Origin of the sequence: Christiangramia crocea, assembly GCF_022410465.1 — a bacterium.
Lineage (GTDB): Bacteria > Bacteroidota > Bacteroidia > Flavobacteriales > Flavobacteriaceae > Christiangramia > Christiangramia crocea.
The window spans coordinates 129,480-146,703 of sequence record NZ_JAJSON010000009.1 but is presented as its reverse complement, the minus strand read 5'-3'; the positions used below and the strand labels follow the sequence as shown (position 1 = coordinate 146,703).

The 17,224-nt window shown below is 37.2% G+C and carries 11 protein-coding genes; 3 read left to right on the top strand and 8 right to left on the bottom strand.

Annotated features, from left to right (window positions below; translation table 11 throughout):
- Positions 1-76 precede the first annotated feature (76 nt).
- Genes LU635_RS03240 through LU635_RS03230 form a run of 3 tightly spaced genes read left to right on the top strand, consistent with a single transcriptional unit; the run spans position 77 to position 8,374 of the window.
- Positions 77-3,538 (top strand): VCBS repeat-containing protein, encoded by a 3,462-nt coding sequence (locus LU635_RS03240; RefSeq protein ID WP_240096134.1) that lies wholly within the window; start codon positions 77-79, stop codon positions 3,536-3,538.
- A complete protein-coding gene (locus tag LU635_RS03235) occupies positions 3,535-7,068 on the top strand; it encodes a VCBS repeat-containing protein (RefSeq protein WP_240096132.1) in 3,534 nt (1,177 codons plus the stop codon). Before LU635_RS03240 ends, LU635_RS03235 begins: the two co-directional genes overlap by 4 nt.
- Positions 7,049-8,374 (top strand): vanadium-dependent haloperoxidase, encoded by a 1,326-nt coding sequence (locus tag LU635_RS03230; RefSeq protein ID WP_240096130.1) that lies wholly within the window; start codon positions 7,049-7,051, stop codon positions 8,372-8,374. Before LU635_RS03235 ends, LU635_RS03230 begins: the two co-directional genes overlap by 20 nt.
- Positions 8,375-8,828: 454 nt before the next feature.
- On the opposite strand, the gene LU635_RS03225 is transcribed toward LU635_RS03230, so the two are convergent.
- The 8 genes from LU635_RS03225 to LU635_RS03190 all read right to left on the bottom strand — a co-directional run bounded on the left by LU635_RS03225 (position 8,829) and on the right by LU635_RS03190 (position 17,186).
- Entirely contained in the window at positions 8,829-10,175 is a 1,347-nt protein-coding gene (locus LU635_RS03225; RefSeq protein ID WP_240096128.1) for a Gfo/Idh/MocA family protein, read from the bottom strand.
- Between the two features lie 22 nt (positions 10,176-10,197).
- Complete coding sequence (locus LU635_RS03220) at positions 10,198-11,142, bottom strand: formylglycine-generating enzyme family protein (RefSeq protein WP_240096126.1); 945 nt, start codon at positions 11,140-11,142, stop codon at positions 10,198-10,200.
- Between the two features lie 175 nt (positions 11,143-11,317).
- Positions 11,318-12,040 (bottom strand): 3-keto-disaccharide hydrolase, encoded by a 723-nt coding sequence (locus LU635_RS03215; protein WP_240096124.1) that lies wholly within the window; start codon positions 12,038-12,040, stop codon positions 11,318-11,320.
- Positions 12,041-12,082: 42 nt separating this feature from the next.
- Positions 12,083-13,501 carry a Gfo/Idh/MocA family protein gene (locus LU635_RS03210; RefSeq protein ID WP_240096122.1) on the bottom strand — a complete coding sequence of 473 codons (1,419 nt, stop codon included), beginning with the start codon at positions 13,499-13,501 and terminating at the stop codon, positions 12,083-12,085.
- A 15-nt stretch (positions 13,502-13,516) separates the two neighbouring features.
- Positions 13,517-14,503: an amidohydrolase family protein gene (locus LU635_RS03205; protein ID WP_240096120.1), complete on the bottom strand. Its 987-nt coding sequence runs from the start codon at positions 14,501-14,503 to the stop codon at positions 13,517-13,519.
- Positions 14,500-15,327: a class II fructose-bisphosphate aldolase gene (locus LU635_RS03200; RefSeq protein ID WP_240096118.1), complete on the bottom strand. Its 828-nt coding sequence runs from the start codon at positions 15,325-15,327 to the stop codon at positions 14,500-14,502. Before LU635_RS03200 ends, LU635_RS03205 begins: the two co-directional genes overlap by 4 nt.
- A complete protein-coding gene (locus LU635_RS03195) occupies positions 15,317-16,270 on the bottom strand; it encodes a carbohydrate kinase family protein (protein ID WP_240096116.1) in 954 nt (317 codons plus the stop codon). Before LU635_RS03195 ends, LU635_RS03200 begins: the two co-directional genes overlap by 11 nt.
- Complete coding sequence (locus LU635_RS03190) at positions 16,260-17,186, bottom strand: 1-phosphofructokinase family hexose kinase (protein WP_240096114.1); 927 nt, start codon at positions 17,184-17,186, stop codon at positions 16,260-16,262. Before LU635_RS03190 ends, LU635_RS03195 begins: the two co-directional genes overlap by 11 nt.
- Positions 17,187-17,224 lie beyond the last annotated feature (38 nt).

The following is a 17,224-nucleotide window of genomic DNA, read 5'->3' as shown; positions in this document are numbered from 1 at the left end:
TATGTATAATTATGGTTTTTACTCTTTAATTAAGAAACAAAAAAATAATATACTACCATTTCTGACTCTTTTATTTTTGATTTTTTCCTGTAATGATCCTGATACATTATTCAAATCAAAAACACCTAAGGAAACAGGTATTAATTTCTCTAATGAACTTATTTTATCCAATAAGTTAACTGTACTTGAATTCGAGTATATGTATAATGGTGCTGGTGTGGCAGTTGCTGATTTTGATTTGGATGGGTTGTTGGACATCTATTTCACTGCTAATATGTCTAGCAACAAATTATATAGAAATCTTGGTGACTGGAAATTTGAAGATATTACCATTCAATCAAATACAAATTCCACAAACTGGTCAAATGGAGTAGCCATAGTCGACATTAATCAAGACCAGTACCCTGATATTTATGTTAGCCGTGCTGGACCTCGTAGTTCTACAAGTGCGGAAAGATCCAACTTACTTTTTATAAACAATGGTAAAAAAGGACAAGGATTAACATTTACTGAATCGGCTGCAGAATGGGGCCTAAATGATGATAGTTATTCTGTACAGGCTTCATTTTTTGATTACGATCTGGACGGAGATCTGGATATGTATCTCCTCTGTAACGCCTTAGTTGATTTTAATAGGAATACCTCACGTCCAAAAGATACGACCGGGAAAGCTCCTTCTGTAGATAAATTGTTCCGAAATAACGGGAACAATACTTTTACTGATGTCTCAAATGAAGCCCAAATACTTGTAGAAGGTTTTGGCCTAGGTGTCGAAATTTGTGATTTAAATATGGATGGATGGCCTGATATTTATGTATCAAATGACTTTCTTACAGATGACATTCTCTATATAAATCAAAAGGATGGAACATTTAAAAACCAAATCGGTGATTATTTTGAACATTTGACGTTCAATGGTATGGGCAATGATATATCAGATATAAATAATGATGGTTTATCAGACGTTGTTGTTCTGGATATGCTACCAGAAGACAACAAACGGCAAAAACTCACCATGATGGGAAACAATTATGATGCATTTCAAACCAGACAATCATATGGATATCAACCCCAATATATTAGGAATACACTTCAATTAAACAATGGTAATGGCTCGTTTAGTGAAATTGGTCAATTGTCAGGCATTTCTGCCACCGAATGGAGCTGGAGTGCTCTCTTTGCAGATTTTGACCAGGACGGGTTCAGAGATTTATTTGTTACCAATGGCTATAGACAGGATATAACCAATTTAGATTTTATGGTCTATGGAAACAGGATTCTTACCATGGGTACCGAAGAAGCCAATAGAAAAGAAAGACTCAAGGAGTTAAACAAACTACCTGGAATTAAGATAAAGAATTATTTTTATAGAAATACCGGTGATTTAGGATTTGAAAATAATACTGACGAAGCAGGTATAAAGGAGCCCACTTATTCAAATGGTATGGCATATGGCGACTTTGATAATGATGGTGATTTAGACCTTGTTATAAATAACATTGATGATCCTGCCGGATTATTCGAGAACCAAAGTGACAAAAATCCATTAAAAAATTATATTAAATTTAAGTTCAAAGGAACATCTGAAAATATTAATGGACTTGGAAGTAAAGTTGAAATCCGCTACGATGGGAAAAAACAGTTCGGCTACAATACACCCTATAGAGGTTATCTGTCTTCCGTTGAACCTGGTATTCACTTCGGGCTAGGTAATATCAAGAGAATTGATACTGTTATTGTTACCTGGCCTGATGGAAAAAAGCAATTGATAAAAAATATTCCTGCCGGGAAGGAGCATCAACTAAGCCATAAGAATGCTGAAGAATGGGGAGACAAAAGATTAAATACCGAAGGTGTTCTCAAAAAAAATTTCCATCTAAAAGATAGTACCTCATTAGATTTTACTCATCGTGAAGATAATTTTGTAGATTTTAAAGTTCAACCATTGTTGCCGCATATGCACTCAAGAAATGGACCGGGTCTTTCTGTAGGGGATATCAACGGAGATGGCCTCGAAGATTGTTTCATTGGAGGTGCAGCTGGACAAGCCGGAGCTCTTCTGGTACAGCAGCAGAATAGAGAATTTACTAAAATTGATTTTCAAGATCCCGAATATGAAGATATGGGCTCTTTACTTTTTGATGCTGATAACGATGGTGATCAGGACATGTATGTTGTTAGTGGAGGAAGCAGTTTTGGCAAAGACAGTAAACTTTATGAGGATCGCTTTTATGAAAATGACGGCACCGGTAAGTATTCCAGAATAGAAGCCCTGCCTAAAAATAACACTAGCGGTTCTGTAGTAACAGCGGCAGATTACGATCGTGACGGATTGATGGACATATTTGTAGGTGGGAGAGTTCGCCCTGGTGAATATCCCATGATCCCTAAAAGCATGCTCCTCAATAATAAGAGCAAACCTGGAAAAATTGACTTCTCGGAAGACAATAGTAACTCTATACTAAATGAATTGGGAATGGTCACGGCAGCGTTATGGACAGATTTTAATAACGATAATTGGCCCGATCTTATAGTAGTTGGAGAGTTCATGCCCATACGTATCTTTCAGAACAATAAAGGGGTTTTAAAAGAAATAGCAGGAGATGGAGTTTTGAAAAATAGTTATGGCTGGTGGAACAGCATTAACTCCGGAGACTTTGACGAGGATGGTGATGTGGATTATGTACTTGGAAATTTTGGCCTCAATAACCGATATAATGTAAGTATAGACGAACCTCTTCGAATCCATGCCAAAGACTATGACAAAAATGGACAGATTGACCCTATAATGAGCTATTATATTAATGGTGAGAATTATATTGGACATTCCAGGAATGATTTGATAAAGCAAATCAATGCCATGAGAGGAAGGTTCAGAAATTATACAGATTATGCCGAGGTTACATTTAAGGAAACGTTTCTTAAGCAGGAATTAGAAGATGCTTATGTTGTCAAAAGTCAAACCTTTGCTAATAGCTATTTAGAAAATTTAGGCAATGGCAAATTTAAATTATCTCCATTACCAAAAATGGCTCAAATTTCGCCCATGTATGGAACAATTGTGGGAGATTATAATAATGACAATCATTTAGATGTGCTGGCTGTGGGAAACTTTTATAGTGGAGAAGTATTTTCAGGTCAATATGATGCATCAATAGGGTGGTTTTTAGCAGGTGATGGCAAAGGAAATTTAACCCCTATTGAATCTAGAGAAAGTGGTTTCTTTGTAAAAGGAGACGCAAAATCCCTCGTTAACCTTAGATCGGGGCAGAAAGAGTTGATATTGGCCGGTATTAACAATGGCCCTATGGCCGTTTTGGAATATGATGGCCCCTCACAAAATACTTATTATCCCAAACAAAATGAGGTTGGAGCTATAATTAAGTACCCCGATAATTCATTCCAGAAATTTGAATTCTCTAGATCTTCGGGATATTTATCGCAACCTAGTTTGGCACTTCCAATCCCAAAAGATGCAAGTTCCTTAATCATAATTGACAACAAGGGTAATGAACATGAAATTTCTATAACTAAATGAAAAGACCTTATTCACATATTATTCTTTTAATAGTGTTTTTCACGATCTTGTCATCTTGTCGACATGAGGATCCTACATTGTTTAGGTTGCTTTCACCTAATGATACTGGCATTGAATTTTCTAACACTATTATTGAGAATGATAGTGTTAACGTTTTTCAATTCATGAATATTTATACAGGAGCCGGGGTTGCTGTGGGTGATATAAATAATGATGGCCTTTCAGATGTCTATTTCAGTGGGAACATGGTTCCTGGACGGCTATTTCTTAATAAAGGAGGACTTAAATTCGAAGATATTAGTGAAAAGGCAGGAATCCTTAATTCTAGTTGGGGTACTGGAGTTACAATGGTAGATATAAATCAAGATGGCTATTTAGATATCTATGTGTGTGTATCTGGAGGTGGTAATGTTTCCGAAAGATCAAATTTATTGTATATAAATAATGGTGATTTGACATTTGTAGAAAAGGCAGCGGAATATGGTTTGGCAGATACCAGGCAATCCATGCAAGCAGCATTTTTTGATTATGACAAAGACCAGGATTTGGATATGTACCTACTTGTAAATCCAGCTGCCTATGAACAGCATGTCAACATTAGTAAACCTAGACAACTTAATGGTGAATCTGTAAGCAATGACCGTCTTTACCGAAATGAAGGCAATGGTAAATTCATAGATGTAACCAATACTGCAGGCATCCTCACAGAGGGATACGGACTTGGGATTGGTATAACTGATATCAATAATGATAGTTGGCCAGATATTTACATCTCCAATGACTTTATAGGAAATGATATTCTTTATATTAACCAGAAAGATGGATCTTTTAAAAACAAACTTAGCGAAAATATAAACCATACCTCCTACGCAGGAATGGGTAATGATGTGGCAGATATTGACAATAATGGCAAAACTGATATTGTGGTTCTGGACATGAGACCCGAAGATAATAAACGACAAAAATTGATTATATCCTCATCTGGATACGACCGATTTCAAATGATGTTGAAAGCCGGTTATGACCCACAATACAGTCGTAATACTCTACAGCTCAATATGGGAGCTGGAGAATTTAGTGAAATTGGATTTATGGCGGGCATAAGCAGTACTGACTGGAGTTGGAGTCCACTTTTGGCCGATTATGACAATGATGGCTTTAAAGATTTGTATGTGACCAATGGTTTTTTACGGGATTTGGGCAACTTGGATTATATCCATTACCAAAATATTTATGATAATCCATTGGGTGATGCCGAAACCAAAAAGAAGCGAAAACTTAAGTCAATACACCAATTGCCTCCCGCCAAGATCGCTAATTATGCTTATAGAAATACCGGTAATTTAACCTTTGAAAATGTTTCGGAAGATTGGGGTATAAATTCTCCAAGTTGTTCAAATGGAGCTGCATATGCTGATCTGGATAATGATGGAGATTTAGATTTATTAGTGAATAATGTTAATCAACCGGCCTTTTTGTATGAGAACACTGCAAATGAACGAAATAAGAGTAATTATTTACGTATTCAGTTTAAAGGTGAAAATGGAAATCTGGAAGGAATTGGAGCTCACGTTAAAATAACGACACATAGTGCCACCCAGTACTATGAACATTATCTTAGCAGGGGTTATGAATCTTCAGTTGACCATACAGCTCATTTTGGATTGGGAAAACACTCGCTCATTGATTCTCTTGAAATTACCTGGCCGGACAACCGTTATCAGTTACTTACCAATGTCCCAGCCAATAAGTTGATAACCCTCAAGCAATCTTTGGCACATGAGAAAGTCAAGGGTAAAATAGACACAATAAAGACAATTCCTTTGTTTCGTGATATTACTGATTCAATTGGAATTAGTTATCAGCATAAAGAAGATCCAATGGTAGATTATAAGATGCAGTCTATATTACCACATATGCATTCCCGTAATGGACCAGGTATTGCCGTAGGTGATGCTAATAATGACGGAATAGAAGATTTCTATATTGGTGGTGCAGCAGGATCTCCAGGTAAATTGTTTTTACAAAACTCTAAGGGCTTATTAGAATCAGGTTCGTTTGAATCAGAACCCGAATACGAAGATATGGGATCAATTTTCTTTGATGCTGATGGTGATCAAGATCAAGATTTATATGTAGTTAGTGGTGGAGTTTCCTCAGGAAATCAACCAGCCCTTTATCAAGATCGCTTGTACCTTAATGATGGTAACGGTAATTTTACAAGATTCCAGGAATTACCTAAAATTACTGCCAGTGGGTCACTTGTCACCGCTTCAGACTACGACCATGATGGAGACCTTGATTTATTTATTGGTGGTAGAGTAAATCCTGGCTCTTATCCCATGCCTGCTAAAAGTTTCCTTTTAGAAAATGTATCTGACACTACTACAGGTAAGCTTAACTATGTTGATATAAGCAACTCTATAGAAAATTGGGATAAACTTACTATGGTAACCAGTGCGATATGGTCAGATTATGATAATGATGGATGGACAGACCTTCTTGTAACTGGTGAATTTATGCCCATTACAATATTTCACAATGACCATGGAAAATTGGTTTATGTAAATCCAGATGAAAATGGTCTTTCTAACACCAATGGTTGGTGGAACAGTATTGCTGGTGGAGATTTTGATGGTGACGGGGATATTGATTATTTACTTGGAAATCTTGGCCTCAATAGTAGATATACGGCTTCTGAAGAAAAACCCGTTAGTGTCTATGCTAAAGATTTCGATAAGGATGGAAAAATAGATCCAATAATGAGTTGTTATATTGGCGATGAGGAATATCCGGTACACTCAAGAGATGAAATTATAAGCCAGATCAATGCTATGAGAGCGCGTTTTAAAACCTATGAGTCATATGCTAATGTGACCTTTGATGAAGCATTTTTACCAGAAGAACTGCAAGGTGCCTATATTGTTAAAAGTGAAAATTTTGAAAGTTCATATATGCAGAATCAAGGAAACGGGAAATTCTTATTGAAACCTTTACCAATAAATTGCCAAACGGGACCAATAGAAGGTATCCTTGTTGACGATTTTGATGGTGACGGTCGGTTAGATGCGCTCCTTACAGGAAACTCATATACTACAGAAGTATCAACCGGCAGATATGACGCTATTAAGGGCATTTTACTTAAAGGCGACGGTAACGGGGGATTTGTAACTATGTCTATAAAACATAGTGGTTTCTTAAATGATATGGATGCCAGTGCATTGTCGCAATTGAGCAAGGTGGGCGGCGGGAGCTACATTATTTCAGCAAATAATGATGGCCCTTTAAAAATCTTTGAAACGAACAACAGTGATAATCATCTGAAAAACATCGAAGTTTCTGATGAAATTATAAGTGCTGAAATTATCTTAAAAAATGGCGAAAGCTATAAAACAGAATTCTATTTTGGGTCCGGTTATTTATCACAAAACAGTAGGAGTATAAATTTGAATAAAAATATACAAACAATTAAACTACAGGATAGGAAAGGAAATATAAAAATTATTTATAATGATGAAGAGATATATTAGTTCCTTTTTTGCAATAGCATTTATTTTTAGTTCTTGCGAAAATGAATATAATAAAGAAAAGTTGGATACCTATTTTCAAAGTAGCCCAATGCAGTATAATCACAAATTAACGGATGTCATTGTTGGGGATATTTTTACACCTCCAGTGGCCAGCCGTATTTACGCATATGCAAATATTGCTGCATACGAAGGAATCAAGTTTCAAGATTCTCTTAATCTTTCATTGGCTAGCCAGCTAAACGAACTTGAAAATCTCCCGACTCCTGAACAAGGCAAAGCTTATTACTATCCCTTGGTTTCAATTGTTGCTTTCACGGAAGTAGCACAATCCCTGGTTTTTGATTTAGAAAGAGTCCAAGAAATACAGAAGAAATTGCTAAATGATGTTCAGGAAATAGGTATAGATCAAGAAGTATATAAAAACTCTGTTAATTTTGGAAAGACAATAGGCAAACATATTCTACAATGGGCCAAAGAGGATGGGTATAATCAAAGAACCGCTCTTCCCCTATATAGTGTGACAGATGATCCAGGTCGCTGGCGTCCAACACCTCCTGGCTATATGGATGCCATTGAGCCCCATTGGAACACATTGCGGCCATTTGTGCTAGACTCAGTTCAACAATTTGACCCCGGACCTCCAACCCCCTTTGATACAAATGAAGGCAGCAAGTTTTATGAGGAGGCTATGGAAGTATATTCCACTGTAAAAGAATTAAGTCCGGATCAGGTAGATATTGCAAAATTTTGGGACTGCAACCCCAATATTTCTGTTACCCAGGGACATGTAATGTATTTCAAGCAAAAGATATCTCCAGGTGGACACTGGATGCATATAACCACCCAAGCCATGGAAGATCTAGAAGGAAGTCTTTCTGAAAAGCAGGGAATCCTAGCAGTGGTTAGTATTACTTTAGCCGATGCATTCATAAGTTGCTGGGATCAAAAATATAAAAGTAACCTTATTAGGCCTGAAACTTATATAAATACTTATATAGATCCTAACTGGGAGCCTATATTACAAACGCCTGCTTTTCCCGAACATACTTCGGGACACAGCGTAGCATCTATGGCATCAGCTACTGTATTAACCGAATTGGTAAGTGCTCAGTATGCCTTCATAGATTCGACCGAAGTACCATATGGTCTTCCTAAACGAAGCTATGAATCCTTTAATCAAGCTGCCGAAGAAGCGGCAATAAGTCGACTATATGGAGGTATCCATTATCGTCCTGCTATAGTAAAAGGCTTATCTCAGGGGAAGGCTATTGGAGGACATATCCTCAATAATATAAAACTAAGATAAACCTATAATCACCTGCAAAAAACATACGGAATCATTAACAACAATTTCTTGGAATATATTATTGTACTAAATATCCATAAAGCTCTTACAATATTTTTGCTTTAAAACTTCTGGTTTATCAGAACAATAAGTGGAACTGGGAACTTCTGAAAAAATACAATTAGGCAATCCTTATAAATTCGGGGTAGAACAGTTACTTAAAACGGTTTAAACTCCAATTAATCAAGTATTCCTATTAAATTCTACTAAGGTAAACTTATGTAAAGGTTTCCTCGCCTGGACACAATATAATACAATCCATGACAGAATTTAGAGTGGGATCCTGCCCGCATTTTTAAACATCATACATGGCAAAATAGCCAAAAAAATGCGTATGATCCCATTTAGGTAAGTATATACCAATTTCCCTTTTCTATATGGCGGACATAGCCTCTAAAAAAACCTTACAAAAATGCTAGCTCAAAACTTCGGTTTCCCCTGGCTTAGGTACAGGATATAAACCATCTGTTCCCGGTACACTTGGCGGGGTGGAATCCCAGGTAATTTCGCTAGGCATCAACAATTTTTCAGAAGCCAGGGCATCTTTCCACATAATGACTTTTCCTGAATAAGTAGCCATCCTACCCATGATGGCTGTCATAGTACTTTTTGCACCGTTTTCCGCATCGCTAATTACTTCATTGTTACGTATTGAGGCAAACAGTCTATTGTGCTCCACTTGATACGGATTTGGATCATTTTGATTGCGGTAGTCGTACAATTTTTCACCGTTCAGCCCAATTATACTAGCAGCACCAGCATCATTCATTTCAATACTGCCTTTGGTTCCCTGAAAGTTTTCGCCAACTTTAGACCAAGTCCCTGGTTGATGACGACATTGACTTGCAATGACCGCACCACTAGGATACTTAAATTCTACGAAATGATGGTCAAAAATTTCACCATGTTCCGGACCCGTCCTAACTAATCTACCTCCCATACCTTGTGCGGAAATAGGGTATTCTCCAATAAACCAGTTTGCCACATCAATGTTATGGATATGCTGTTCCAGAATATGGTCTCCACAAAGCCAATTGAAATAGTACCAGTTACGCATTTGATATTCTAATTCTGTCTGTCCTTCCTGTCTTGGTCGTACCCAAACACCTGCACTATTCCAATAAACTTGTCCGGACATTATTTTACCAACATCTCCTTGCTTTATTTTTTCGGCAATAGCCAGATAATTATTTTGGTAATGTCGCTGCAGTCCTACCACTACGTTCAGTTTTTTCTCTTTAGCAATCTTGGCCATATCCAATACTTTACGAATACCTGGAGCATCCGTTGCTACCGGTTTTTCCATAAATACATGTTTGCCCGCATTGATTGCATATTCAAAGTGATAGGGTCTAAAACCCGGTGGAGTTGCCAAAATAACAACATCTGACTGATCAATAGCTTTTTTATACGCATCCAGTCCTACATATTTATGGGCATCTTTCACCTTAACTTTTTTTGTACCCTCAAACTCTTTTTCCAGGTTAAATAGGCTATTGTCCAACTGATCCTCAAAAGCATCAGCCATAGCAACCAGTTCTATGTTTTCATCAGCCTTTAAAGCCTGGTTGGCGGCGCCTGTCCCACGGCCACCACAACCTACTACCGCTAATTTTAATTTTTTATCATTAAAAACATTTGCCATAGCGCTTATTTCCATACCAGGCAATAGCATACCTGCACTAAAAAGAGCTGTATTTTTACAAAATCCTCTTCGGGATGTATCAGAACCTAAAATTGTTTTACTTTTTGAAGTTTTCATCGTGTTGTTTTAAGATTATAGGCTACTCGCCCCAATATTTCTTTAATTCAGTATCATTTGGCACCCTAGGATCTCTAACAATACGAAATCCTACAAATGGGGAATCAGTATTCCACCATTTACTCTTAGGAAACTGAGGATCTCTCATTTTCCAATTTTCAGTAGATCCCAATCGAGAAGCACTTCTATGATATTCTGCCTCGTCACGATAGGAACCACCCCTTATAGAATGAGAATTGGTTTTTAATGAAACATTTAATGGCGATACGGAAGTGTCTTTTATTGATTTATAAATTTCAGGGTCATATTGGTCCAGGGTCCATTCCGCAACATTCCCATACATATCATAAAGCCCCCATGGATTGGGTTCTTTTTTACCCACAGTGTGATAGGTGTTATCACTGTTCTCATACGACCAGGCATATGCATCCAATTTATTTGAGTCATTCCCAAAATGATAGGCTGTTGTGGTGCCGGCCCGTGCTGCATATTCCCATTCTGCCTCTGTGGGTAATCTATAAAAATGACCGGTCTTGGCAGAAAGCCATTTACAAAATTGCGATGCTGCAAACTGTGTAACGTTGCCAACAGGTAACCCGGAACTTGTTCCCATACCCAAACTCATGTCAACGTAGGGAATGGTTGCCCCTGAAATAGCATCAACATCTAAGTTTAATTCCTTCCCGGTTGAGTTAACGTCAATGTTATCTATTTCTCGTTGCACAAAAAGATTATAAATATCCCAGGTAATCTCGTATTTCGAAATCCAAAAAGAATTCATTTGTACTAAATGAGCCGGACCTTCATCTAATTTTCTGTTTTCTTCGGATTCCGGACTTCCCATAATAAACTTACCTGCAGGAATAGCGACCATTTCTATTACCATATCGGTACCCCCTATAGTTTGAGTGAAATCCTGTAGTTCTCCATCCTGAGAAAAAATCGGAGAAGATATTATAAGAAACAAAAGAAGTAGGAATCGATTTAAAATAACCATGTTCTAAATATTAATTTTAAATTATAAGATTTCTGTAAATGCTTTCCAGTTTTCGAAAATGAAAAGCATTCATGTCATTTTTATATAAATCCAATTAATTTTATTAAAACTAAATCTTTGATATAGAATACCTATGTTTTTAAATTTATTTCACCTTCTTGGATAATTCATTAATTGGTGTAAGAATTACTTTTCGAAATTCAACTTCAGATCCTTCAGCCTGTAAAGCGATATGGCCATGATTTGTTGTGGCATTATACCCGTAATTGACCAAATCACCATTTACCCAAACCATTATTTCATCTCTAACGCATTCAATAATCATTTCATTCCATTCACCTAAAGGTTTTTCGGAATTATCAGTAAGGTTAACTATTCTACGTTTTTTACCCTCTGTACCACCCCATTCTGCCTTAGGGCCTCTTCGTTCAACCATATTATCAACTTCAATATCCTCTGCAATGACCCAAAAATCACCAGCATCTCCATGTTGCATTTGTACTTCTATTGATTTTGGAAACATACTATAAAGGGCTCTAGGGGTAGACGCATGTACTAAAACACCACAATTTCCGGGCTCTCCTGGGAAACGATATTCCACGGCTAATCGATAGTTCTTATAAATACTGTCAGTAATAAGATGGCCCCTCGGAGTACCAAGACTAACTAACATTTCATTTCTAATTATAAAAGGATTCTTCGCATTTGGGATAGTATCCATCTTAGGAACGTCAACATGCCAACCACTCAAATCTCTTCCATTAAAAAGACTGGTTGGCTTTTGGCTTTGGCTTTGGCAGGAACTTATCGTGGTAATAATGAGTATTAACCCTATTTGAACTTTTGAAATGCTATTTTTAAAATACATATACAATCTTTTAAATTATTTAAAATCAGGGCTCCAGTACTACTAATTACCGTTTAAAAGCACATTGGTATTGCCGCCTTTAGCCAAAGAGATATCAACCGGTTTATTTTTTTTCCAGGCCCCATTGGTAAAATCAGGGACGTCCACAGATTTAGCTCTATTTTTAACTGATTCCTCAGATAGTGGAGCAATAGAGCTCCATAATGCTGCATCATACACATCCTGATCTAACGGTAGGCCATTCCTTAGGCAGTCTATCAACCTCCATCTCATAATAAAATCCATACCTCCGTGGCCCCCTATTTTTTTTGCCATCGTTCCCACCTTTTTTACTATTTCTGGAGTATACTTTTCTTCGAGTACTTTCATTTCATCCTCAGATATCCATTCATGTCCATACGCAATTTTTGGAGAAGGCCATTTTCGCGCTATAGCTTTGGTTCCACTCAAAAGGTGGATACGCGAGTAAGGTCGTGGAGAAGAAACATCATGCTGTATCATTATACTTCTTCCATTCTTAGTTTTTATGATGGTGGTGTTCATATTACCTCTGTAACTCTTTCCTGCAAAAGGCTCATAAAACTCATCTTCCGAGGCAAGTTCTTTGGCCCTTTTACCCATTGTGAAATCGTTGCTTGATAAAGAGGTTAAATAATCCATCTGGTCTCCTCTATTAATGTTCATAACCTGGCAGATTGGACCGAGACCATGAGTAGGATAAAGGTTCCCATTTCGTTGATAATTTTCCTTTAAACGCCACATATCTTCATAACCATCTTTACTGAAATTAAGGTCTACTAAATCATGAATATAGGCCCCTTCTCCATGTATGATCTCTCCAAAGAATCCCTGTCTTGCCATATTTAATGTCAGTAACTCGAAAAAATCATAACAGCAGTTCTCGAGCATCATACAATGCTTTTTTGTTTTCTCTGACGTTTCAACCAATTCCCAACATTCATCTATGGTTTTGGCTGCCGGAACTTCTACGGCGACATGCTTTCCTGCTTCCATAGAATAAACGGCCATAGGAACATGCCAATCCCAGGGAGTTGCAATATAAATTAAATCTATATCGTCACGATCTACCATTTCTTTCCATGCATAATCACTTCCTGAATAGGAATCTGGATTGTGAGAGGTGTCTTCCAGCATTTTCTGGACTTTTTCGACTTCCTTTGGTCTTAGATCACAAATTCCCTTTATTTCAACTCCTTCAATCTTGCTCATTGCATCCACCCCTCCTGGACCTCTCATTCCCAAACCAATAAATCCCATTCTCACTGTTTCAAGTTTAGGAGCAGCGTAACCAGACATATTAAAACGTTGGCTTCTTGATGATGTAGGGGTTGAAGCTAGAAACTCATTAGTAGTCTCTTTACAACCAATTAGGCCACTACTTACAAGACCCAGTCCTCCCAGACCTGATACGCGTAGAAAGTTTCTTCTATTATTTTTCATAATATTTTGTTTTACTTAATATTGAAATTGATAGGTTTTTTTAGCGTTATGGTAAAAAATCTTTTCTACAACTTTTTCAGGAAGATTTAAGCCTTTGAATGAACCTTGAAATTCTGGTGCTTCCAGAATTTCATCGGTGGCAAAGAATCTATAATGGAAGTTCCACAGGTGTTCAAACTTTGCTGCAATTTCTTCAGGGGAAGTACTCCCATCATCAATTACATCTGTACCGTACATAATTCTATCCTGATATTTAATACAAAAATTACGAACCGCTTCATGATCTTCTTTCGCCTGTAGCTGAAGGTGGCATGTCCTTTCAGCAACATCAGTTGTAGTGTTTGGATATTTATCAAGTCGTGTTCCCACCTCCCCAATACTGTATTCCATGCTGAATAGGTGGAGTCCCACATATCTCAAATCCGGAAATTTTTCTAACATATGATCTCTCGCATTCATTTGATCTTCATAGCTTGGATAATCCTTTTGGAGGAACATATGGTATTCAGGGTGTGCTTTGAAATATTCCCTATCGCTATCTACTGTCATTTGTTCCAGGGGCAACCAACAATTACGGGGTTCACCTTGATGGCCAATGAGCAGAATATCATTTTTAACCAAGTAATTAAAAATAGGATCAAAAACAGGATGATCTATCATCACAAAATTCCCATTTTCATCATGCAGATCAAAGCCAACGTCTTTCCATATTTTTACTCCTACTGCGCCATTGTCCATACCGCGTTTGATTTGAGCGATAGCTCCTTCAGCGAAATTTTCTTTTCCCCAATCCCTAAAATCGAAACTTGTAATGAATTGAATCTTACCTGGATATTTTTGTTGAAGTTCGAGTATCACCTCTTCCTGCTTCTCAATTGATTCAAAAAAAGGAATATTAGTATTTATAGATAGAAATGAAGCATTGTACTCCATTGCTTTCTCCAACTTTTCAGTGGAAGTTGTATTTAGATGAACATGTGCATCAATAAATTTTTTAATCATTGCTTTTCATTTTTGACGGTTAAGAGCTTCCCTTTTACCAGATGAGTGATTTCTGCAGTGGCTTTCGGGAACACCTTTCTTAAATCTATTTCTTCATTGTTCCTAAGCTCCTCTTGAAGAGTCTTCATAAAAATATTTTTAATCTCTGTAGCAAGGTTCACTTTACAGATACCTCTAGAAATTGCAGCCTGTAATTGCTGGGCAGGCACCCCTGAACCTCCATGCAGTACGAGTGTAGCCGGAGTGATTTTAGCAATATCGGAAAGCAACTCCAGTTGCAGCTCTGGCTCCTGTCTATAAAAACCATGTGCAGTACCTATGGCAACTGCAAGAGCATCGATTCCGGTTTCTTCTACAAAACTTTTTGCTTGCTGAGGTTGTGTAAAACCTTGTTGATCATGAGATTGCCCCAATTTAGCAACATATCCTAATTCTGCTTCCACATGTGCACCATAGGATTTGGCTCTTTTCACCACCTCTTTAGTTATTTTTATATTTTCTTCAAAAGGAAGTTCACTGCCATCAATCATTACAGAATCAAATCCTGCATCAAGACACTTTTGAGCCAATTCTACCGACCCGCCATGATCAAGATGGATCCATCCTTCAACTCCAAATTCTTTTAGACCGGTTCGGCCTAAAACTACAGCTGTTTCCAATCCCATATAATCAATAGAACTTTGAGTAAGTTGTAAAATTAAAGGTTCATTTAAATCAGCTGCTGCTCTTAATACCCCGTGTAATGTTTCTAGATTATAAAAATTGGTAGCTAAGAGTCCTCTTCCTTCTTTCGTAAATTGCTGTAATTTCTCTTTAATCTTCATTGTTATTGTTTATAAGTAAGGATTCAATTTGTGCTTCTATATGTTCTTTTGATGAAAAAGCTGTTGTTCCTCCAGCACAGGTAGTACTCAGAGATCCCATGAGATTTCCATTTTTAAGACAATCTTCGGGCGAAGCACCTTCTAAGAATTTTTGAATAAAACCGGCATTAAATGAATCTCCTGCACCAATGGCGTCTTTGTATTTTTTATTAAGATAAGGTGCGGCTTTTATGTCAGATTTGTTATTTATAAGCCGGCTACCGTTTTTTCCTAATTTAATAACAATCGTATTTGAAAAAGGTTTGATTTTTCCAATAGCAACTTCTTGATTTTCCTGTCCTGTAAGCATTAAAAGTTCATCTTCATTTGGCAAAAAAATATCTACATAAGGAAGGCACTCTTTATAATTAAAATCCCATTTTTCTTCAGGATCATACTGAAGATCCAGGGAGGTTGAAAGTCCAGATTCTTTAGCCTTTTTGAAGATCCAGGAGATATCATCCTTAATTCCCTCCTGAAGAAAATAACTGGAAATGTGCATATGATGAAAATTCTGGATGTCTGACCAAGGGATTGAATTTTTATTCAGATCTTTCATAGCGCCACAGTAGGTGATATTTGCCCGATCCTGATCGTAACTCATTACAACCGTTACGCCAGTTTTACTTTTTTCTGACCGTTGAATAAATTGTGTATCCACCTTTTTAAATTGAAGCTGGTTAAGGACAAAATCTCCAAAATTATCGTTCCCGATTACCCCGCAAAATGTAGTATCCACTCCCAATATTGAGATATTGGATGCCATAATAGCAGATGAACTTCCTAAGGTGAAATCCATGGAATCAGCCACGATTTCCGTACCGATTTTAGGAAAACCCTGTATTTTATTCAGAATAAGATCAATGTTAAGTTCGCCTACAACTAAAATTTTCTTAGAGGTCATTATTTATTATTTTACATTTTACTTTTGGAAACAACTTCTTAACATCTTCCTTCTTTAACATACCAAGTTCTTCATGGATGCAATTTGCAGCACCACAGGCCACTCCATAAGCGGCTATATCCTTTGGATCCATTTCCTGCTGCAGGGCCCATAAAATTCCGGCAGTAAGGCAATCGCCACTCCCTACTGTACTTATTACATTATCAATAGCGACGTTAGCTTCATAAATTTTACCTTTGTAGCTCATCAAAAGTCCTCTTTCCCCCCTTGTAAGGGCTACCAGTTCAACTTTATTATTAAGCTTCTTTAGTAAGTCTTTCATTTCAATACTGCCGCAAAGTGCCATTGCCTCCTTTTCATTTAAATGAAGCCCGAAAAAAGAAGTACTAAGTACCTGCTCTAGCTGACTACCACTACAATCGAGAAAAACTTTCTTATTTTTTGATTGAGCCAGAAGGTTTAACTGAAGATAGGCATCCTCTGGAGCATTTTTTGGCCATGATCCTGAAAGACTTATCAAACTAGCTCCATTAATCTCTTTACTAAAAGAAATTTTGAATTGCTCCCATTCTTCAATTTTCATTTCGGGTCCAGGTTCGAGAATTTCCGTATTCGAAAATCTTTGATCAGTAGAACGAAAAGTATAGCATTTCCTATTGTTTCCTTCTAAAGATATGCCAGATATTTTAATGTTTTTGTCACTACAGATTTTTTGAATCCAATCGCCCGCACCTCCAGCCCAAAAACCAAAAAGATCCACATTTTCTCCAAGTTCCTTAATCGCAAGAGCAACGTGAACACCTTTCCCTCCAGGATATTCAATTAATCTCCGTATCCTATTCACTCTTCCTGGCCTAAAGTCATCTAACCATGCGTAACAATCAATTGAAGGATTTGGGCACACTGATAAAATCATTGTGAGTTTTTTTCAATAGGTTCATGATCAAGATTTAA